Annotated in this window: 19 protein-coding genes; 9 read left to right on the top strand and 10 right to left on the bottom strand. The window is 55.9% G+C overall.

Annotated elements, in window-relative coordinates; translation table 11 throughout:
* Positions 1 to 166: 166 nt before the first annotated feature.
* The gene (gene uvrA, locus AC1RKC_RS11765) at positions 167 to 2,998 is read right to left on the bottom strand and encodes an excinuclease ABC subunit UvrA (protein WP_046372532.1); all 2,832 of its coding nucleotides are present in this window, start codon (positions 2,996 to 2,998) and stop codon (positions 167 to 169) included.
* Positions 2,999 to 3,275: 277 nt separating this feature from the next.
* On the opposite strand from uvrA, the gene ssb1 reads away from it, so the two are divergent.
* A complete protein-coding gene (ssb1, locus tag AC1RKC_RS11760; protein WP_020837150.1) occupies positions 3,276 to 3,812 on the top strand; it encodes a single-stranded DNA-binding protein SSB1 in 537 nt (178 codons plus the stop codon).
* 60 nt (positions 3,813 to 3,872) lie between these two features.
* Here ssb1 and AC1RKC_RS11755 read toward each other — a convergent pair whose 3' ends face one another.
* Positions 3,873 to 4,622 (bottom strand): 3-oxoacyl-ACP reductase family protein, encoded by a 750-nt coding sequence (locus AC1RKC_RS11755; RefSeq protein WP_046372533.1) that lies wholly within the window; start codon positions 4,620 to 4,622, stop codon positions 3,873 to 3,875.
* A 128-nt stretch (positions 4,623 to 4,750) separates the two neighbouring features.
* On the opposite strand from AC1RKC_RS11755, the gene AC1RKC_RS11750 reads away from it, so the two are divergent.
* Positions 4,751 to 5,668, top strand: a complete 918-nt coding sequence (locus AC1RKC_RS11750; protein ID WP_046372534.1) for a LysR family transcriptional regulator — start codon at positions 4,751 to 4,753, stop codon at positions 5,666 to 5,668.
* A 56-nt stretch (positions 5,669 to 5,724) separates the two neighbouring features.
* Here the strand turns inward: AC1RKC_RS11750 and bhsA are convergent, their stop codons facing one another.
* Complete coding sequence (gene bhsA / locus AC1RKC_RS11745; RefSeq protein ID WP_020837147.1) at positions 5,725 to 5,985, bottom strand: multiple stress resistance protein BhsA; 261 nt, start codon at positions 5,983 to 5,985, stop codon at positions 5,725 to 5,727.
* Positions 5,986 to 6,216: 231 nt separating this feature from the next.
* Here bhsA and AC1RKC_RS11740 point away from each other — a divergent pair, with 231 nt between their 5' ends.
* The 4 genes from AC1RKC_RS11740 (at position 6,217) to AC1RKC_RS11725 (ending at position 10,873) form a co-directional block, all read left to right on the top strand.
* Complete coding sequence (locus tag AC1RKC_RS11740) at positions 6,217 to 6,885, top strand: glutathione S-transferase family protein (RefSeq protein WP_128864510.1); 669 nt, start codon at positions 6,217 to 6,219, stop codon at positions 6,883 to 6,885.
* Between the two features lie 47 nt (positions 6,886 to 6,932).
* Complete coding sequence (locus AC1RKC_RS11735) at positions 6,933 to 7,340, top strand: VOC family protein (protein ID WP_020837145.1); 408 nt, start codon at positions 6,933 to 6,935, stop codon at positions 7,338 to 7,340.
* A 336-nt stretch (positions 7,341 to 7,676) separates the two neighbouring features.
* A complete protein-coding gene (locus AC1RKC_RS11730; protein ID WP_020837144.1) occupies positions 7,677 to 9,038 on the top strand; it encodes an NCS2 family permease in 1,362 nt (453 codons plus the stop codon).
* A 185-nt stretch (positions 9,039 to 9,223) separates the two neighbouring features.
* On the top strand, positions 9,224 to 10,873 hold the full coding sequence (locus tag AC1RKC_RS11725) for a Na+/H+ antiporter (RefSeq protein ID WP_020837143.1): 1,650 nt from the start codon (positions 9,224 to 9,226) through the stop codon (positions 10,871 to 10,873).
* Positions 10,874 to 10,902: 29 nt separating this feature from the next.
* On the opposite strand, the gene AC1RKC_RS11720 is transcribed toward AC1RKC_RS11725, so the two are convergent.
* On the bottom strand, positions 10,903 to 11,805 hold the full coding sequence (locus AC1RKC_RS11720; RefSeq protein ID WP_020837142.1) for a LysR family transcriptional regulator: 903 nt from the start codon (positions 11,803 to 11,805) through the stop codon (positions 10,903 to 10,905).
* A gap of 138 nt (positions 11,806 to 11,943) precedes the next feature.
* On the opposite strand from AC1RKC_RS11720, the gene AC1RKC_RS11715 reads away from it, so the two are divergent.
* The gene (locus AC1RKC_RS11715) at positions 11,944 to 12,366 is read left to right on the top strand and encodes a CidA/LrgA family protein (protein ID WP_020837141.1); all 423 of its coding nucleotides are present in this window, start codon (positions 11,944 to 11,946) and stop codon (positions 12,364 to 12,366) included.
* On the top strand, positions 12,359 to 13,048 hold the full coding sequence (locus AC1RKC_RS11710; RefSeq protein ID WP_020837140.1) for an LrgB family protein: 690 nt from the start codon (positions 12,359 to 12,361) through the stop codon (positions 13,046 to 13,048). The genes AC1RKC_RS11715 and AC1RKC_RS11710 overlap by 8 nt, the downstream gene beginning before the upstream one ends.
* A 71-nt stretch (positions 13,049 to 13,119) precedes the next feature.
* Here AC1RKC_RS11710 and AC1RKC_RS11705 read toward each other — a convergent pair whose 3' ends face one another.
* The 3 genes from AC1RKC_RS11705 to lpxO all read right to left on the bottom strand — a co-directional run bounded on the left by AC1RKC_RS11705 (position 13,120) and on the right by lpxO (position 16,062).
* Complete coding sequence (locus tag AC1RKC_RS11705; protein WP_020837139.1) at positions 13,120 to 13,818, bottom strand: CTP synthase C-terminal region-related (seleno)protein; 699 nt, start codon at positions 13,816 to 13,818, stop codon at positions 13,120 to 13,122.
* Between the two features lie 123 nt (positions 13,819 to 13,941).
* Positions 13,942 to 14,862 carry a kdo(2)-lipid IV(A) palmitoleoyltransferase gene (gene lpxP / locus AC1RKC_RS11700; protein ID WP_020837138.1) on the bottom strand — a complete coding sequence of 307 codons (921 nt, stop codon included), beginning with the start codon at positions 14,860 to 14,862 and terminating at the stop codon, positions 13,942 to 13,944.
* Between the two features lie 294 nt (positions 14,863 to 15,156).
* Positions 15,157 to 16,062: a lipid A hydroxylase LpxO gene (lpxO, locus tag AC1RKC_RS11695; RefSeq protein WP_046374955.1), complete on the bottom strand. Its 906-nt coding sequence runs from the start codon at positions 16,060 to 16,062 to the stop codon at positions 15,157 to 15,159.
* Positions 16,063 to 16,315: 253 nt separating this feature from the next.
* Between lpxO and AC1RKC_RS11690 the strand changes: the two genes are divergently transcribed.
* On the top strand, positions 16,316 to 16,642 hold the full coding sequence (locus AC1RKC_RS11690) for a hypothetical protein (RefSeq protein WP_020837135.1): 327 nt from the start codon (positions 16,316 to 16,318) through the stop codon (positions 16,640 to 16,642).
* A gap of 122 nt (positions 16,643 to 16,764) precedes the next feature.
* Here the strand turns inward: AC1RKC_RS11690 and fis are convergent, their stop codons facing one another.
* The 3 genes from fis to prmA all read right to left on the bottom strand — a co-directional run bounded on the left by fis (position 16,765) and on the right by prmA (position 19,393).
* Positions 16,765 to 17,061 (bottom strand): DNA-binding transcriptional regulator Fis, encoded by a 297-nt coding sequence (gene fis / locus AC1RKC_RS11685; protein ID WP_000462905.1) that lies wholly within the window; start codon positions 17,059 to 17,061, stop codon positions 16,765 to 16,767.
* A 21-nt stretch (positions 17,062 to 17,082) separates the two neighbouring features.
* Entirely contained in the window at positions 17,083 to 18,048 is a 966-nt protein-coding gene (gene dusB / locus AC1RKC_RS11680; protein WP_046374956.1) for a tRNA dihydrouridine synthase DusB, read from the bottom strand.
* A gap of 463 nt (positions 18,049 to 18,511) precedes the next feature.
* Positions 18,512 to 19,393 carry a 50S ribosomal protein L11 methyltransferase gene (prmA, locus tag AC1RKC_RS11675; protein ID WP_046372537.1) on the bottom strand — a complete coding sequence of 294 codons (882 nt, stop codon included), beginning with the start codon at positions 19,391 to 19,393 and terminating at the stop codon, positions 18,512 to 18,514.
* Positions 19,394 to 19,402 lie beyond the last annotated feature (9 nt).

Below are 19,402 nucleotides of genomic sequence, written 5' to 3'. Positions count from 1 at the left end.
ACGTGGCCTGAGTACGGCAAAGGGCCACAGAGGGAACATTGATGATAAAAGCTGAGAGCGGGGAGGGAAATGCCTGAAAATGTCTAAATCTTGCCTGTTTCTGTTCAATTTGACCGAAACGGGTAAGCGTGCGGGCCGCTACAGTAGCGGCCCGCCTGGCAGGGGATTATTTCTTCTTCAGTAACGGCTTAAGGAAGCGCGCGGTGTGCGACGTTTCGCAGTTAGCCACGGTTTCCGGCGTGCCGGCAACCAGGATCTCACCGCCGCCGCTGCCGCCTTCCGGCCCCAGGTCGACAATCCAGTCCGCGGTTTTAATCACGTCCAGGTTGTGCTCAATCACCACGATGGTATTGCCCTGATCGCGCAGTTGATGCAGCACCGCCAGCAGTTGCTGAATATCGGCGAAGTGCAGCCCGGTGGTCGGCTCATCCAGGATGTACAGCGTTTGACCGGTACCGCGTTTTGACAGCTCACGAGCCAGCTTGACGCGCTGCGCTTCCCCGCCGGACAGCGTGGTCGCCGACTGGCCGAGACGGATGTAAGACAGGCCGACTTCAATCAAGGTTTGCAACTTACGCGCCAATGCCGGTACCGCGTCGAAGAAATCACGAGCCTCTTCGATGGTCATCTCCAGCACTTCGTGGATGCTTTTGCCTTTGTACTTCACTTCCAGCGTTTCGCGGTTATAGCGTTTGCCTTTGCACTGGTCGCACGGCACATAGATGTCCGGCAGGAAGTGCATTTCCACCTTGATCACACCGTCACCCTGGCAGGCTTCGCAGCGGCCGCCCTTGACGTTAAAGCTGAAGCGGCCCGGGTTGTAACCGCGACTGCGCGATTCCGGCACGCCGGCGAACAGCTCACGCACCGGGGTAAAGATGCCGGTGTAGGTCGCCGGGTTGGAACGCGGAGTGCGCCCGATCGGGCTTTGATCGATGTCGATTACCTTGTCGAAGTGCTCCAGACCGGTCACTTCGCGGAACGGCGCCGGTTCGGCAATAGTGGCACCGTTGAGCTGGCGCTGGGCGATCGGGAACAGCGTGTCGTTGATCAGCGTGGATTTGCCGGAGCCGGATACCCCGGTAATGCAGGTAAATAGCCCCACCGGCAGCGTCAGCGTCACGTCCTTCAGGTTGTTACCGCGAGCACCGCTCAATTTCAGCACCTTGGTCGGGTCCGCCGGGACGCGCTGTTCCGGAATGGAAATCTCGCGTTTGCCACTGAGGAACTGGCCGGTCAATGACTCAGGCTGCGCCATGATGTCTTCGACGGTACCTTCCGCCACTACCTGGCCGCCGTGCACGCCGGCGCCGGGACCGATGTCGATGACATGGTCGGCGGCGCGGATGGCATCTTCGTCATGTTCCACCACGATCACCGTATTGCCGAGGTTACGCAGATGGATCAGGGTTTCCAGCAGGCGTTCGTTGTCGCGCTGATGCAGGCCGATTGACGGCTCATCCAGCACGTACATCACGCCCACCAGGCCGGCGCCAATCTGGCTGGCCAAACGGATACGCTGCGCTTCACCGCCGGAGAGGGTTTCCGCCGAACGCGACAGCGACAGGTAGTTCAGGCCGACGTTCACCAGGAACTTCAGGCGATCGCCAATCTCTTTCAGCACTTTCTCGGCGATCTTGGCGCGCTGCCCGCTGAGCTTCATGTTCTGGAAGAAGGTCATCGCATGGCCGATGCTCAGATCGGAAATTTCCGGCAGCGTGGTGTCTTCAACGAACACGTTTCGCGCTTCTTCGCGCAGACGGGTGCCGTGGCACGAGGCACAAGGGCGGTTGCTGATAAACTTCGCCAGCTCTTCGCGCACCGCACTGGATTCGGTTTCTTTATAACGGCGCTCCATGTTGTGCAGCACGCCTTCGAACGGATGGCGGCGCACGGTGGTGTCACCGCGATCGTTGATGTATTTGAATTCGATCGATTCTTTACCGGAGCCGCTGAGCACCGCTTTCTGCACGTTGGCGTCCAGGCTGTTGAAAGGCGCTTCAACGTCAAACGCGTAATGCTCTGCCAGCGAACGCAGCATCTGGAAGTAGTAGAAGTTGCGACGATCCCAACCGCGAATGGCACCGCCGGCCAGCGAAAGCTCGGGGTTCTGCACTACGCGTTCCGGATCGAAGAACTGCTGTACGCCCAGACCGTCGCACGTTGGGCAGGCGCCGGCCGGGTTGTTGAACGAAAACAGGCGCGGTTCGAGTTCGCGCATGCTGTAGCCGCAGATAGGGCAGGCGAAGTTGGCGGAAAACAGCAGCTCATCCGCTTTTTCGTCGTCCATATCAGCCACAATGGCGGTGCCGCCGGACAGCTCCAGCGCGGTCTCGAAGGATTCCGCCAGACGCTGCGACAGATCATCACGCACTTTAAAGCGATCGACTACCACTTCGATGGTGTGCTTTTTCTGCAACTCCAGCTTCGGGGGATCGGAAAGATCGCACACTTCGCCGTCGATGCGCGCACGGATATAGCCCTGGCTCGCGAGGTTTTCCAGCGTTTTGGTGTGCTCGCCCTTGCGGTCTTTTACCACCGGTGCCAGCAGCATCAGGCGTTTGCCTTCCGGCTGGCTGAGCACGTTATCCACCATCTGGCTAACGGTTTGCGCCGCCAGTTCGACATGGTGATCCGGGCAACGCGGTTCGCCGACGCGGGCAAACAGCAGACGCAGGTAATCGTGGATCTCGGTGATGGTGCCGACCGTGGATCGCGGGTTATGCGAGGTCGATTTCTGCTCGATGGAAATTGCCGGTGACAGACCTTCAATGTGGTCGACGTCCGGTTTTTCCATCAGCGAAAGGAACTGGCGTGCATAGGCGGAGAGCGATTCGACGTAGCGACGCTGCCCTTCGGCATACAGGGTATCAAAGGCCAGCGAGGACTTGCCTGAACCGGACAGACCGGTGACGACGATCAGCTTGTCACGCGGGATAATCAGGTTGATGTTTTTGAGATTATGGGTTCGAGCACCACGAACTTCGATATTGTCCATTTACACTTCCCGTCTTGATGATACACCGCGCCTGTCTGGGTGATTTACGCACGATTATGTGATCGAACGCGCAAAAAACCGGCACAGCCAGTACGAAACGCATAATTATGACACAAAAAAACCTGAATGAATATCCAGTACATGAATGCAAACAGGTCGATCGAAAGGACAATTCCGGAATACAGCACGCAGTAATCAACACGGGTGTCGTTTCAGGCTGAGCGTGTTAAACTTACTCGTTTATACTGTGTAAAAATCAATCATCAGGAGAGTTCTCATGGCCAGCAGAGGCGTAAACAAAGTAATTCTGGTCGGGAATCTGGGCCAAGACCCGGAAGTCCGTTACATGCCGAATGGCGGTGCAGTGGCCAACATTACCCTGGCAACCTCCGAAAGCTGGCGTGACAAGGCGACTGGCGAGCAGAAAGAAAAGACCGAGTGGCACCGCGTTGTGCTGTTCGGCAAGCTGGCTGAAGTGGCGGGCGAATATCTGCGTAAAGGTTCCCAGGTGTACATCGAGGGCGCGCTGCAGACTCGCAAATGGACCGATCAGGCTGGCGTAGAAAAATACACCACCGAAGTTGTGGTTAACGTTGGCGGCACCATGCAGATGCTGGGCGGCCGTCAAGGCGGTGGCGCACCGGCAGGCGGTGGTCAGGCTTCCGGCGGCCAGGGCGGTTGGGGTCAACCTCAGCAGCCACAAGGCGGCAACCAGTTCAGCGGTGGCCAGCAGGCGCGCCCGGCGCAGAACAACGCACCGGCAGCCAGCAGCAATGAACCGCCAATGGACTTCGACGACGATATTCCTTTCTGATATCAGGTTGTCTTAAGCCCAAAAAAAGCCCCGAAAGGGGCTTTTTGCTTTTCAGAACATTTAAGCCGAAAAACCGCCGTCGATGCTCAGGCTGGCGCCGGTGATATAGCCCGCCTCCGGACCGGCGAGGTAAGCGACAAAGCTGGCGATCTCCTCATCTTTACCGTAACGGCTAATGGCCATCATGGCTTTTAACTGTTCGGCGAAATCACCGCTGGCCGGATTCATGTCGGTATCGACCGGGCCGGGTTGCACGTTATTGACGGTGATGCCGCGTGGGCCCAGATCGCGCGCCATGCCTTTGGTCAGACCGACCAGCGCGGATTTGCTCATGGCATAAACTGCGCCGCCGGCAAAGGGCATGCGTTCAGCGTTGGTGCTGCCAATATTGATGATTCGGCCACCGTCATTCATATGGCGCGCTGCTTCCTGGCTGGCGACAAATACGCTGCGCACGTTGACAGCCAGCGTGCGATCCAGATCTTCCAGCGGCAGCTCTTCGGTACTGCCCATCGCAAGCACGCCGGCGTTGTTCACCAGAATGTCCAGATTACCCAGGCTGTTTACTGCCTGGCGTACCGCTTGTTGCAGGGCCGCGGCATCGGCACTGTCGGCCTTGATGGCGAGCGCTTTACCGCCGGTGGCGCTGATTTCGGCCACCAGGGCGTCTGCTTTTTCGGCGGAGGCGACGTAGGTGAAGGCTACGGTGGCGCCTTCACGTGCCAGGCGCTTAACAATGGCGGCACCAATGCCGCGTGAGCCGCCCTGAATAAATGCGACTTTGTTTTGCAGAGGATGTGCTGTTGTCATGGTGCTTCTCCAGAGTGGGGTGAGGTTAAACATCTACCGGATCAGTATCTGGGAAACGCCGGGTCGCCACTAGCCACAAAGAGCTATAATCAGCTTAAACCGTGGGTTTGAAATCAACAGGAGCAACCATGCTTGGTCACCTGGAATGTTTTGTCAGCAGTGCAGAGAACGGCAGCTTTTCTGCGGCCGGACGCAAGCTGGGCATCAGCTCTGCGGCAGTCGGGAAGAACGTGACCAAGCTGGAGACGATCGTCGGGGTAAGGCTTTTCCAGCGCAATACGCGCAAATTGATCCTGACCGAAGAGGGCGAACGTTTTTTGCAGGAGGTCAGCGGCGGCCTGTTGTCGATCCAGTGCGCATTAAAAGGAGTAAGCAGCGGCGGCGGGGTGGCGGCCGGCACGCTGAAGGTCAGCATGGGGACGGCGTTCGGCCTGCATTTTGTCATGCCGATGCTGCCCGACTTTCTGGCGCGTTACCCGGCAATTGTCCCAGACTGGCATTTCGACAACCGTAAAGTGGATCTGATTGGTGAGCATTTTGATGCTGCAATGGGGGGCGGTATCGAATTGGCGCAGGGCATGATTGCACGTGAACTGGCTCCAGCCCATGGGGTCCTGGTGGCTTCTGCTGCGTATCTGCAGCGCAACACCGCCATCCGGCAGCCGGAACAGTTGATGAACCATGCGGGCATTTTTATCCGCTCACCGCAAACCGGGCGGATCCGCAATCTGCCGCTACGTAATGCGGAGAATGAACAGCGAGCGCCGTCGATGGAAATCAAAATGACGGTAAATGAACCGGATGCTGCAGCGCAGGCGGCGGAAATGGGGTTGGGGATCGCGCTGATCGCCATGCCGAACGCCTTGCCTTATCTGGAAAGCGGTCGACTGGTGCGGGTATTGTCGGGCTGGTATGTCGATCGCGGCAGCGTGCACCTGTATTTCCCCACCACCAAGTTCCTGCCGACCAAAACCCGAGTGTTTGTTGATTTCATGATCGAACAATTTCGGCTGCAGAAGCTGGCGGCGAGGTTTGATGCTCGCTAGAAACGAGAAAAGCCCCTTGCGGGGCTTTTTTCTTCCGTCAGTTTACTGTCTGACGATCAGTTGAAGATTTCTGCGGTGCCATACAGTTTGTTCTGGCCACCGGCGGAGATGATGCGGTAAGAGCTGGCACCGGATGCAGCGGCTTTGCTGGCCAGTTCATTTTCCAGCGTGCTCAGGTTAGAAGCGCCGCTCACGGACACCACACCGATTTTCTGGGCACCGGCCGCAGGCTGGTTAGCGGGTTGGTCAGCGGCAACGCTGGCGAAAGAAGCGGTAGTCAGCAGCAGAGCGGTAGCAAAAAATTTGATGTTTTTCATGATTCAATCCTCAGGGTATTTTTTAGGTGAGAGGCTGTTGTCTCTCGATGTGTTAGATAATAGGCCGTCATGCCCAAAGAGAAAATCGGAGAGTTTTGAGTATCTCTGTCAAATTTATTGATTTAATTTTGAGCGGCAGATGACCTTGTTGGCGGGTGGGATAATTCACCACTACCCTTTAACCAGAAGCCTCGACATATAACGGGTGTGGCAACAGAGTGGAGAAGCCCCATGATTATCGTGCACCATCTAAATAACTCGCGGTCGCAGCGCATCCTGTGGTTTTTGGAAGAATTGGGAGTGCCGTACCAGGTGCAGCGCTATCAGCGCGATCCGCAAACCATGCTGGCGCCTGCGGAGTTGAAAAAGATCCATCCGCTCGGCAAGTCGCCAGTGATTGTCGATGGCGATCTGACGCTGGCGGAGTCCGGCGCCATTATTGAATATCTGCAGGAAGCCTACGATGCGCAGGGGCAGTTTATCCCCACCGACTATCATGCCCGGCAACAGTATCGTTACTGGCTACATTATGCCGAAGGGTCACTGATGCCGCTGTTGGTGATGAAGCTGGTGTTTAGCCGCTTGGGCCAGCCGCCCATTCCCTGGCTGTTACGACCAGTGGCAGGGGCTATTGGCAAAGGCGTACAGCGGGAGTATCTGGATAAACAGATTGCTCCGCACCGCGACTATCTTGAACAGCACCTGGAAAAAAGCACCTGGTTTGTCGGCAATGAATTCAGCGCGGCGGACATCCAGATGAGTTTTCCGTTGGAAGCGATGGCGGCACGTGGCGCATTGGATGGCTGTCCAAAGCTACGCGACTATCTCCAGCGTATCCATGCGCGGCCGGCCTACCAACGGGCGCTGGAGCAGGGCGGGCCTTATGATCTGCTGAAATGAGCGGGTGGGCTATACTCGATGAGGTCACTCTTCGTCGGAGGTAGCCCATGGCTACGCAAATTTTTGTTAACCTGCCGGTGGGCGATTTGCCCGTATCCATCGAGTTTTTCACTCGTCTTGGTTTCAGCTTTAATCCACAGTTCACCGATGACACCGCCGCCTGCATGGTGGTCAGCGACAGCATCTATGTGATGCTGTTGACCCACGACAAATTCAAAATGTTCACCCCGAACCCGATCAGCGATGCCAGAAAGGCGACCGAAGTGCTGATATGCCTGTCGCAGCCTAACCGGGCAGCGGTGGACGATCTGGTGCGCAAAGCGATTGCCGCCGGCGGCAATACCTATAATCAGCCGCAAGATTATGGCTTTATGTATGGCCACGGTTTTCAGGATCTGGACGGACACATCTGGGAACTGATGTACATGGATGAAAAGGCGGCCCAGGCTCAGTAGTCGTTTTGCCCTCCGAAAGGGGGGCGTTCCCATCGGATTTACCTATGAGACAAATACCGTATTTTCGATAATGATTGATCCCAGTGCTTTTCCGCATAAATTGGCGCGATCTTTGGTTGATCAGACGGTATGGAAGGCTGGATAATCGTTTGCCTTGAATAAACCACCATAAATTACCCGCACCATTCACTGTGAGTTAAACGTTTGCCTTTGATGCGACGCCCATTGGCGACGTGAGCAAAGGGCAGAAAAGCAAACGTTACCCTAATGAACATGCGTGGGCGGAATAACAAGCCTCTTTAAACGGGCTGGCAATGAAACACAGGGGACAGCAACATGTCGAATTCTCAAGCGAATAACGCCGTTAAACCAAAAGGCGGGCTTGATGGTTATTTTAATATTTCTGCGCGCGGTAGCACCGTGCGTCAGGAAGTGGTGGCGGGGCTAACCACCTTCCTGGCGATGGTGTACTCGGTGATCGTGGTGCCGAGCATGCTGGGCAAAGCCGGCTTCCCGCCAACGGCGGTGTTTGTCGCCACCTGCCTGGTGGCGGGTCTCGGTTCGTTGCTGATGGGGTTATGGGCCAATTTGCCGATGGCCATCGGCTGTGCGATTTCTCTGACCGCTTTCACGGCGTTCAGTCTGGTGCTGGGCCAACACATCAGCATTCCGGTGGCGTTGGGGGCGGTATTCCTGATGGGGGTGCTTTTTACCATTATTTCGGTAACCGGTATTCGCGCCTGGATCCTGCGCAATTTGCCGATGGGCGTCGCTCATGGTACCGGCATCGGTATTGGTCTGTTCCTGTTGCTGATCGCCGCTAACGGCGTTGGCCTGGTGGTGAAAAACCCACTGGACGGCCTGCCGGTGGCTTTGGGCGCATTCACTTCGTTCCCGGTAGTGATGACGCTGCTCGGGCTGGCGGTGATTTTCGGGCTGGAAAAACTGCGCGTTCCCGGCGGTATTCTGCTGGTGATCATCACTATTTCGGTGGTGGGGTTGGTGTTTGACCCGGCGGTGAAATACCAGGGCTTATTCGCGATGCCAAGCCTGGCGGATGCCAACGGCAATTCGTTGATTTTCAGCCTGGATATCATGGGCGCATTGCAGCCGGTGGTCTTGCCGAGCGTGCTGGCGCTGGTGATGACCGCGGTATTTGACGCTACCGGTACTATCCGTGCGGTGGCCGGCCAGGCCAACCTGCTGGATAAAGACGGGCAAATCATCAACGGCGGTAAGGCGCTGACTTCGGACTCCCTGAGCAGCATTTTCTCTGGTCTGGTCGGTGCGGCCCCGGCGGCGGTGTATATCGAATCCGCAGCGGGCACGGCTGCGGGCGGTAAAACCGGGCTGACAGCAACCGTAGTCGGTTTGCTGTTCCTGCTGATCCTGTTCCTGTCGCCGTTATCTTATCTGGTGCCGGTTTACGCGACCGCACCGGCGCTGATGTACGTTGGCCTGCTGATGCTGAGCAACGTCACCAAGCTGGACTTCAATGATTTTGTCGATGCCATGTCCGGCCTGCTGTGCGCCGTGTTTATCGTGCTGACCTGCAATATCGTCACCGGTATCATGCTGGGCTTCAGCTCATTGGTGATTGGCCGCATCTTCTCCGGCGAATGGCGTCGGCTGAATATCGGCACCGTGCTGATCGCCGTGGCGCTGGTGGCATTCTATGCCGGCGGCTGGGCAATCTAACCGCTATGTCGTTTCCCCCGTCGTTCCGGCGGGGGATGTTTGCCCTCATACCCTATTCAGATAAATCTCCTTCTGCCGATGCTGCATTTTGAAAGGCACAACAAGCTTTAACCGCCGTAAAAAAAGTGATCTACTATCGGGTATACATCAGAGATGTAGTCTGAACCCAAGAGTCTAAGGAAAGCATGGAAATCTTTTTTACAATCCTCATTTTAATCCTGGTGGTCTCCCTGTCCGGGGTGGTGACGCGCATGTTGCCGTTCCAGGTGCCGCTGCCGTTAATGCAAATCGGTATCGGGGCCCTGTTGGCCTGGCCGCATTTCGGGTTGCACGTCGACTTTGACCCTGAACTGTTCCTGGTGCTGTTTATCCCGCCGCTGCTGTTTGCCGATGGCTGGAAAACCCCGACGCGGGAGTTTTTGCACCACGGTCGTGAAATTCTTGGCCTGGCGCTGGTATTGGTGCTGATCACCGTGGTCGGCGTCGGTTATCTGATTTACGCCATGGTGCCGGGCATTCCTCTGGTGGCGGCGTTTGCGCTGGCGGCGGTGCTGTCGCCAACGGATGCCGTGGCGCTGTCCGGCATCGTCGGCAAAGGGCGTATTCCGAAGCCAATCATGGGCGTGCTGGAAGGCGAGGCGCTGATGAACGACGCGTCCGGCCTGGTCTCACTCAAATTCGCTATCGCGGTGGCGATGGGCACCATGGTGTTTACCGTGGGCGGCGCGACGCTCGAGTTCCTCAAGGTGGCGATCGGCGGCCTGCTGGCAGGCGTAGCGGTCACCTGGCTCTACAGTAAATCTTTGCGGATCATGAGCCGCTGGAGCGGCGATGACCCGGCGACGCAGATAGTCTTCCTGCTGCTGTTACCTTTTGCTTCTTACCTGATTGCCGAACACATTGGCGTATCCGGCATCCTGGCGGCGGTGGCAGCGGGGATGACCATCAGCCAGTCCGGCGTGATCCGCAACGCGCCGCTGGCGATGCGCCTGCGCGCCAACAGCGTCTGGGCGATGCTGGAGTTTGTGTTCAACGGCATGGTATTCATCATGTTGGGCCTGCAGCTGCCGGGGATCCTGGAAACCTCCATCCTGCAGGCGGAGCTGGATCCGACCATTCAGACCTGGTACCTGTTTGCCGACGTGGCGATTATCTACGCGGCGCTGCTGGTATTGCGTTTTACCTGGCTGTGGCTGATGAAAAACGCCAGCCGTCGCTTTATGAAAAAACGGCCGTTGCAGTTCGGCGATTACACCACCCGCGAACTGTGGGTAGCATCGTTTGCCGGGGTACGCGGGGCGATTACGCTGGCCGGTGTGCTATCTATTCCGCTGTTGCTGAGTGACGGCACCGCCTTCCCGGCGCGTTACCAGTTGGTGTTTATCGCCGCTGGGGTGATCCTGCTTTCATTGATTGCCGGCGTACTGGCGCTGCCGCTGTTGCTGCGTGGCGTTCAGGTGGCGGATAAGAGCGTCAGCAAAAGCGAAGAGCGGATGGCAATCGCCATGGCGGCTGAAGTGGCGATCGAAAGCATCAACAAAATGGAAGAGCGGTTGGCGGTTGATACCGAGGAAAACCTCGATCCGCAGGTGCTGAAAGAGATCAGTTCGCGAGTGGTGGGGACGCTGCGGCGCCGTATCACCACCAAGGACGATATCGAGAATGCGCTGATGCTGGAGAACCTCGAGCGACGTTTCCGCCTGACGGCGCTACGCGCTGAGCGTGGGGAGCTATATCACCTGCGCGCTACGCAAAAAATCAGCAACGAGACGCTGCAGAAGCTGTTGCACGATCTCGACCTGCTGGAAGCATTGTTGATAGAGCGAGAAGGATAATACTCACGGGGCCGCATATGCGGCCCTTGTTATTTGTGGTGACTGGTACTGGCTGCGGGCCAGTAATCGCGGCAGCAGGCTATCCAGGCCTGTGCACTGTGCGACAGGTAGCTGCCCTGCCGCCAGATCAACCCGACTTTCCATTCCATACGGGGTTCTAGCGGCAGCCAGATCAGGTTTTCCTTATCCAGCCATTGGCAGACCGGCTCCGGCAGGGTGGCGATGCCGACCCCGGCCTGTACCATCGAAGCCAAAAAATCCCACTGTCCGCTGCGCACCGCAATCTGTGGCTCAAACCCGGCCTGACGGAACGCTTTCATCAGCATTTTGTACAGCGCGAAGTCCTCGTTATAAAGCAGGATCGGCCAGTTAGCCAACTCGGTGATATTGATGCTGGTGCGATTAAGCCAGTGTGGCGTACGCGGCGCAACCACGCACATGGGGTGGACGAGTAACGGCAGGAAGGTCAGTGGTTGATCCGAATCGACCGGCAGTATGGTCATCGCCAGATCCAGCTCGCCGGACATCACCGCCTGCTCCACCGACAGCCCACCCAGCTCGGAGATTTTCAGCTCGATGCCAGGGTAGGTTTGGCGGAATTGACGGATCAGATCGGCAATCTGCCGGCCGACCATGGGGGGAATACCCAGCCGCAGCACGCCCTTTTTGACCGAACTGATGTCTTCCAGCTCCGCCTCCAATTGGCGGAACTCATCAATGATCGCCAGCCCGCGCTGATATACCGCTTGCCCGCTGTCGGTCAGGTGCAGTTTACGGCCTTCGCGGATCAGCAGCGTGCATTCCAGCTCTTCTTCCAAATGGCGCAGCATCTTGCTGATGGTCGGTTGGGTGACGAACAGTTTCTCCGCCGCGCGGGTAAAGCTTTGCTGGCGTACCACTTCCACGAAGTAGCGCAGGGTGCGGACATCCACGTTGGATTCTCCTGGGGGAAGTACCGTCGGGAAACTATTCCCTGATGGCATGATGTCGATAATTTTAATTCATTTCAGGCGAGGTTTCCTGGCTGCGTATACTGTAAACCGTGAATTTTTTGCTTAAGGCCTTCCCCCATGTTATTGGCGTTCCGCCACGCAGCTCCCTCTTTGTTGAACCGGCTGCAGGTGCCGATCCAGGTTGCTTTATATGCAGTGTTATTTTTGATTGCCGACCGATTGGTGCAGCAGTTCCATCTGCCGCTGCCCGCCAACATTGTTGGCATGTTGATGTTGTTGGCGCTGATCCTGTTGCGCATTCTGCCGCTGAACTGGGTCAAGGCCGGTTCGCGCTGGTTGCTGGCCGAGATGCTGCTGTTCTTTGTTCCGGCGGTGGTGGCCGTGGTGAACTATGCCCAGCTGTTAATGGTGGAGGGCTGGAAAATTTTCCTGGTGATTGCGGTCAGCACCATGCTAACGCTGGGCGCGACCGGATTGGTGGTCGATCGCGTCTATAGACTGGAAGTCTGGCTGCAACGGCGTAAACAACGCGATGAATGATTTTATCCTTAGCCTCGCCTGCTTTCTGGCAACCCTGGTGTTGTACTTCGCCAATAAAAAACTCTACCGGCGCCGTCGTACCCTGCTGCTGATGCCATTGGTGTTGACGCCGATGATCCTGGTGCTGCTGCTGGTGGTGACCCATATTTCCTACCAGGACTACATCGGTGAAACGCACTGGCTGCTATGGCTATTGGGGCCGGCGACCATCGCCTTCGCGGTACCGGTCTACGAAAATCTGCATATCATTCGACGCCATTGGTTATCGCTCAGCGCCGGGGTGCTAACGGCGGTGTTGGTGGCGGTTTACAGCTCGGTGTGGCTGGCTCGCCTGCTGACCTTGCCGGAAGAAGTGCAACGCAGCCTGGCGGTGCGATCCATCACCACGCCGTTTGCACTGGAGGCCGCCAAACAGATGGGCGGCCAGCCGGATCTGGTGGCGCTGTTCGTGGTGATCACCGGGGTATTCGGTATGGCAGTGGGGGACATCCTGTTTCTGCGGCTGTCAGTGCGCAGCAGTCTGGCGAAAGGGGCCGGGCTGGGGGCTTCGTCGCACGGCGCCGGTACCGCGAAAGCCTATGAGATGGGGCAGGAAGAAGGCGTCGTCTCCAGCCTGGTGATGATGCTGGCGGGGATTATCACGGTGATTGCCGCCCCACTGATAGGGCAACTGATGTGGTGAACCTGCGATTACAACCCAGAAGGAGGATCATAGCGGCATGATCCTCCTTATTATTGCCGAATCAGGGGCTATCAGGCCGTTGCCGCGGTCCTGATCAGTTCCACCACCAGTGGTGAAAGCTCGTTTCGCAATGCCGCACGTTCGGACTGAAACAGCGTGGCGGCGTAAAAACGGTGTCCCGGTAGCTCAACCGAGCGAACGTCACCTTCGGTGTCGTGGCCGCTGATTATCAGCGGGTGCCGTTGCAGATCGGCGACAAACTCCGGGTTGACGCCGAAGTTGCAGTGATAGCCTTCGTGCGTTTCCAGCTTGCCGTAGACACGGGCTGCCAGCGTATTGGGTTGGAAAATAATAGCACCGCTTTTTTCGACCAGCGAACAGCTCAGCGGGGCTATCACCAACCGACCCCCGCTGTCGGTTTCCGCATGCCCGGCATCGTGCCAGCCCATCACGTTACGGGCGTATTCTACGATCGCATATTGGAAACCGCCGCAAGAGCCCAGGAAGGGAACGTTTTGCTCACGCGCATGGCGAATAGCCATAAAGGCACCATCGTCATGATTATACGGGCTGCCGGGCACCACCCAGATGGCATCATAGTCCTGCAGTACCGACGTGTCGGTAATGGTTTCTGTGGGCAGCCAGTGGGATTGAATGTCGACGTTAAGATGTGAAGCGGTGAGCTGAAGAGCGATAGGAATGGCCTGGTGAGAAACGGCCTGAGGTTGGTAGTCACCGACCAGAGCAATACGGACTTGAGCTTTCATCATTTCCTTTTCCTGTGCGGGTAAAAAAGGAGGTTACAGCAAAGATAAGCGCCCATCCGCAGTTTTTTAAATCCGGCGCACAAAAAAGCCCGGCTTTGGCCGGGCTGATAAGTATGGTTTTTGGGCTCAGTACAATGACGGAGCCCCGACCGGCCGGGTTTTAAAGCGACGATGCAGCCACATGTATTGCTCAGGTGCGCGCATGATCTCTTTTTCCACCACTTTATTCATGTAAGCCGCCGCGGCAATCTCATCGCCGATAGGATAATTCTCCAGCGCCGGTTGGATCAGCAGGTCATAACCCCGACCTTTTTCGCGGCGGATCAGAACCACCGGCACCAGCGCCGGCTTGGCCATGCGCGCCAGCATAAAGGTACCGCTGGTGGTGGCAGCCTGATCGACGGCGAACAGTGGAGCGAACACGCTACCGCGTGGACCGTAGTCTTGATCCGGGGCGAACCATACGGCCTCGCCGCGCTTGAGGGCATGAACCATGCCGCGCAGATCTTTGCGATCGAGCATCGCCTTGTTGGAGCGCATGCGGCCTTTGGTTTGTGCCCATTCCATGGCTTTATTGTTGTGTGGGCGGTACATCGCCATCATGGGTTGGCACAAACCCATGGCACGGCCACCCAGCTCCAGCGACATAAAGTGCACGCCAATCACCAACACACCGCGTTGGTTTCGTTGTGCCATTTTCAGGTGATTGATACCGGAAACGTTGAACCAGCGCTTAACGCGCTTATCAGACCAGAACCAGGCCATGCCGGTTTCCAGCAGGCCCATGCCGAGGGATTCGAAGTTGCCTACCACTTTGCGTTCGCGTTGAGCCTCGTCCATATCCGGGAAGCACAGCTCCAGGTTACGGCGGGTGATGGCAACGCGGCGTTTGAGGAATCGCATTGAGGTGCGGCCCATCCACACGCCGAGCTTGTGCAGCACCGGGTAGGGAAGTTGGACCAATAAGAATAAGCAAGCCAGGCCGAACCAGGTGAACCAATAGCGCGGATGCAGCAGGGCCGATTTGAATTTTTGCGGACGCTTCATATGAACTCATTTATGCGTTAAGGGGGCAGCAACCTGTAACGCATAAAGATCCACTCAATTGCGATACAACCACTCAGACACCCAGATACCACTATGGTTTAGCCAGATTCCATAATTGACTAAATCTTTACACTCGAAGGGCGGTTCGCGCTGCTATCAGGCTTCGGAAGGAGGGCTGTAGGCCAGCGAAGGCGGCTCTAGGAATGCGTATTGTATCACACAATACTGGGTGCAGCAGAAGAGGGGCATGCGAATATTCTCATTCGTGTTGTACCCCTATTGAAGATCGGAATTTTACAGGCTGGGAAAGATGATGGCGGCGAAAATTGCGGCAATCACCAGCCATTTTAGCAGGTAATACCCACGGCGATTACGGGCTTTCAGGCCTTGACCGGCATCACGCGCGGCGTTGACGTATTTGAATATCCGGTTGATGAAGCCGGTGCGGTCTTTATCATCGTTAGGTGAACTGGCGGCCGACATGAGGGTGGCACCGACCCAATGATTTACCGCCTGTGCCCAACGCCATTTCATTGGCCGTTCAATATCACAGAACAGGATGATTCGTGTCTGGTTAGTGGCGTTTTGCGCCCAATGCACATAGGTTTCATCGAAAATCACCGACTGGCCGTCACGCCAACTGTGTTGCTGCCCATCTACGTCGATGAAACAGCGATCGTCATTGGGGGTTACCAGCCCCAGATGATAACGCACCGAGCCGGCATAGGGATCGCGATGTTTGCCCAGATGGCTACCGGCCGGTAACTCGGCAAACATGGCTGCCTTAACCGATGGGAGGCGATTCAGCAACTCAACCGTCTGCGGACATAGCGCTTCGGCTGACGGGTGGCTGTCGCTGTACCATTTGAGGTAAAAACGTTTCCAACCGCGTTTGAAGAAGGTATTGAAGCCAGCATCGTTGTGCGATTGCGCCTTCTTGATATGATCTTGCAAGCGAACTGCTTCATCGCGGATCGTCGACCAGTTGTCGCTCAGGATCTGCAACTCGGGAAACTCACAAGGATCGAAATAAGGCTGTTTGGCAGGCAGTCGTGAAAACCCCGTCATGAACATATTGATCGGCCCCATAAATGTAGAGTGATCAAAAAGCTGACGTCTCACTTTTAGTTTTTCTTTTCCGCGGGAGTGTGCATAGGCAAAGCTGATGATAAATATGCCAATGATGATGACGGCAACCATAGAATCCATCCTATTCATTGCGTGTTAAAAAACGGATAAATTATAGTTTTTTACATGAAAAATTTTAATTTTTTGTGCCTTGATTGGAGCGAACGCGGTAAGTGGCAGGGTTAGCATAAAAGTTCGAACAACTGAATGTTGAAGAGCTTTTGTATCGTGTTTTGGCATTTTAGTCCTATTCCTAAGGCGCATAATGGAAAAATTATGCCATCTTGTTCTAGGCTGAATAGCACGTATCTGAAAAGAGGGAATTATGAAAAAATCAATTTTTGCCTTGTCTGCATTGTTACTCGCTTCTCCGGTGTTTGCTGCAACTACGACGCAGGCCAGCGATGAGGTTGTTGCGCAAGCGCACAAGGGCGCAGATACTGCCAAAGAAAAACTGCACCAAACGCAGGATAAAGGCGATGAGCTGAAGCTGAAAGCTAAGCATGCTGCTGAAGGCAAAAGCGATACTACGGGCAGCAAAGTGACCGAGGGTACGCAAAAAGCCTGGCACAGCACCAAACAAGGTACCGAGAAAGCCTGGGATAAAACCAAGCAAGAAACGGAAAGCCTCAAGAACAAAGTCACCGAATAACTCGGTAGCTATACTGCAAGAGGGCCGGGCTTCCGGCCTTTTTTATTGCCCGCAATCCGGAAAAAGAAAAAGGCGCCGCCTCTTGCGAGGTTGCGCCTTTTCAACATGCCAACTGACTAGTATCAGTTCATGCCGTATTTTTTCAATTTCTTACGCAGCGTACCGCGGTTGATGCCCATCATCAGGGCTGCACGGGTCTGGTTGCCACGGGTGTATTGCATCACCATGTCCAACAGTGGCTGTTCAACTTCAGCCAATACCAGCTCATACAGATCGTTAACGTCTTGACCATTCAGTTGAGCAAAATAGTTCTTCAGTGCTTGTTTAACCGAGTCACGCAGAGGCTTTTGAGTCACTTGATCCTGTGAGTTCACGGTTGAAACGGTCAGTACGTCAGAATTTACGCGTTGTTCGAACATAGTTCTGTCAGCTCTTTTTTGTTACGCAAGATTTTCGAAATATGCCTCCAACGCCTCCAGCTGTTCGCTGGCATCCTCTATGGCGTTGAATGTGCGCCGAAACTGGTCATTCGGGGCGTGCTCCTGGAGATACCAGGATACGTGCTTACGAGCAATCCGGAATCCCTTGCCTTGGCCGTAAAAGCCGTGCAATTCCCGAATATGCCCTATCAACAAACGCTTAACCTCGCCAAGTGGCAGAGGGGGCAGCAGTTCCCCAGTGTCCAGATAATGCTGGATTTCCCGGAAGATCCAGGGTCTCCCCTGAGCAGCGCGGCCTATCATCAGGGCATCAGCCCCAGTGTAGTCGAGCACTGCTCTGGCTTTATGCGGGTCAGTAATGTCGCCATTCGCGATAATCGGAATGGAAACATTCTGCTTAACTGCCCGAATGCTGTCGTACTCCGCGTCGCCGTTGAACAGGCAGGCACGGGTTCGGCCATGAATAGTCAGGGCCTGTATACCACAGTCTTCGGCCAGTTGGGCAATCTCTACACAGTTACGGTGTTCTGGCGCCCAGCCAGTGCGGATCTTAAGCGTTACCGGCACATCCACGGCGTTAACCACCGCGTGGAGGATCTGTTTAACCAGATCCGGGTACTGCAGCAATGCAGACCCTGCAAGTTTCCGGTTCACTTTCTTGGCCGGGCAACCCATATTGATGTCGATGATCTGTGCACCGCCGGCCACGTTAATACGCGCCGCTGCGGCCATATCATCCGGATCGCATCCGGCAATCTGCACGGAGCGGATCCCTGGTTCATCGCTATGGACCATACGCAGACGCGACTTATCCGTCCGCCACACCTCCGGATTGGAGGAGAGCATTTCGGATACAGCCATCCCAGCACCCATTGCATGACATAGGGTCCTAAATGGGCGATCTGTAATGCCGGCCATCGGGGCCGCAATCAGGCAATTTGTAAGCTGGTGGTGTCCAATGCGCATAGACAAAGAGTAACCATACTGTGTCCGCAAGGGCGCGTATATTACGCATTTTTGCGCTGAGATGAAAGGCCAAACTTTGACCAATTGGCCGCTATTCGCCATTAAAAATGCGGTTTGTCGGGATTCATAAAAATATTATATATACTTAACAATGGCTTGCCTGATTTTGGTTAATTAGTGCGCTATAAAATATTCCCAATACAACAGGATTTTATCTGTAATGAGTCTCGATTCAGCTCGAGAACGGCAGTGATTTAAGTCGTTTGTCAGGGTTTTTCATTGAGAATGGGCTGAATTATGCTGAAATCGCGTGGTGAAGGCTTAGGCAGAAAATATTCAGGGTCACGTGAATTTGGCATGGCGTTTCAAAGGCGCGGGGTGCCGACGTCGCGTAGACAGGAAAAACAAAAAACCACCGCCACGGGCTACGTTGGCGGTGGTTTTTATCAGGGCAGTAAGGGGATTACTTGCGCTGACCGGTGATGCGGCACCACTCTTCACGCTCTGCGACCGGATCCAGCGTGAATTTCTCTTCATAGGCTTGCGCCACGCTTGCCGCCTGTGTTGCCAGCACGCCGGACAGGCCCAGATAACCGCCGGACTTCGGCAGACAGCCGATCAAGGGGGCCAGCTCACGCAATGGGCCCGCCAGGATGTTGGCGACGACCACGTCGGCCTGCAGATCGGCAGGCTGGTCTTTTGGCAGATACAGCTCCAGACGCTCTGAAACGCCGTTACGCTGCGCGTTGTCGCGGCTGGCCTGAATGGCCTGGGGATCGATATCGATGCCGATAGCGCGCGCTGCACCGAGCTTCAACGCGGCAATTGCCAGGATGCCGGAACCACAGCCGAAGTCGATAATGGTTTTACCGGCCAGATCGAGGCCGTCTAGCCATTGAAGGCACAGTGCAGTCGTTGGGTGAGTGCCGGTACCAAATGCCAGGCCCGGGTCAAGCATGACGTTGACCGCGTTCGGGTCGGGCACGTCGCGCCAGCTTGGGCAGATCCACAGACGTTCGCCGAAGCGCATCGGGTGGAAGTTGTCCATCCACTCGCGCTCCCAGTCCTTGTCTTCCAGCTGTTCAATTTTATGGCGGAAGCCGGCGCCGAGCAGCGGGTGCTGTTCCAGCATGGCGACCACGTCGGCCATGTCGGTTTCGGCATCGTACAACCCGATCACATCAGTGTCGCCCCACAGCAGGGTCTCGCCCGGCAGCGGTTCGAACACCGGATTGTCGTGGGTGTCCTGGAAAGTGACCGATACTGCGCCGCTTTCAACCAGCGCGTCGCTCAGGTCTTCCGCCTGGCTGCCGGTGGTGTTCAGTTTTAGTTGGATCCAAGGCATAACAATTCT

This window comes from Serratia sp. GW822-FHT06E05, from assembly GCF_058799445.1.
The sequence above is the reverse complement of the archived record's forward strand: the minus strand, read 5'-3'. Positions and strand labels throughout refer to the sequence as shown.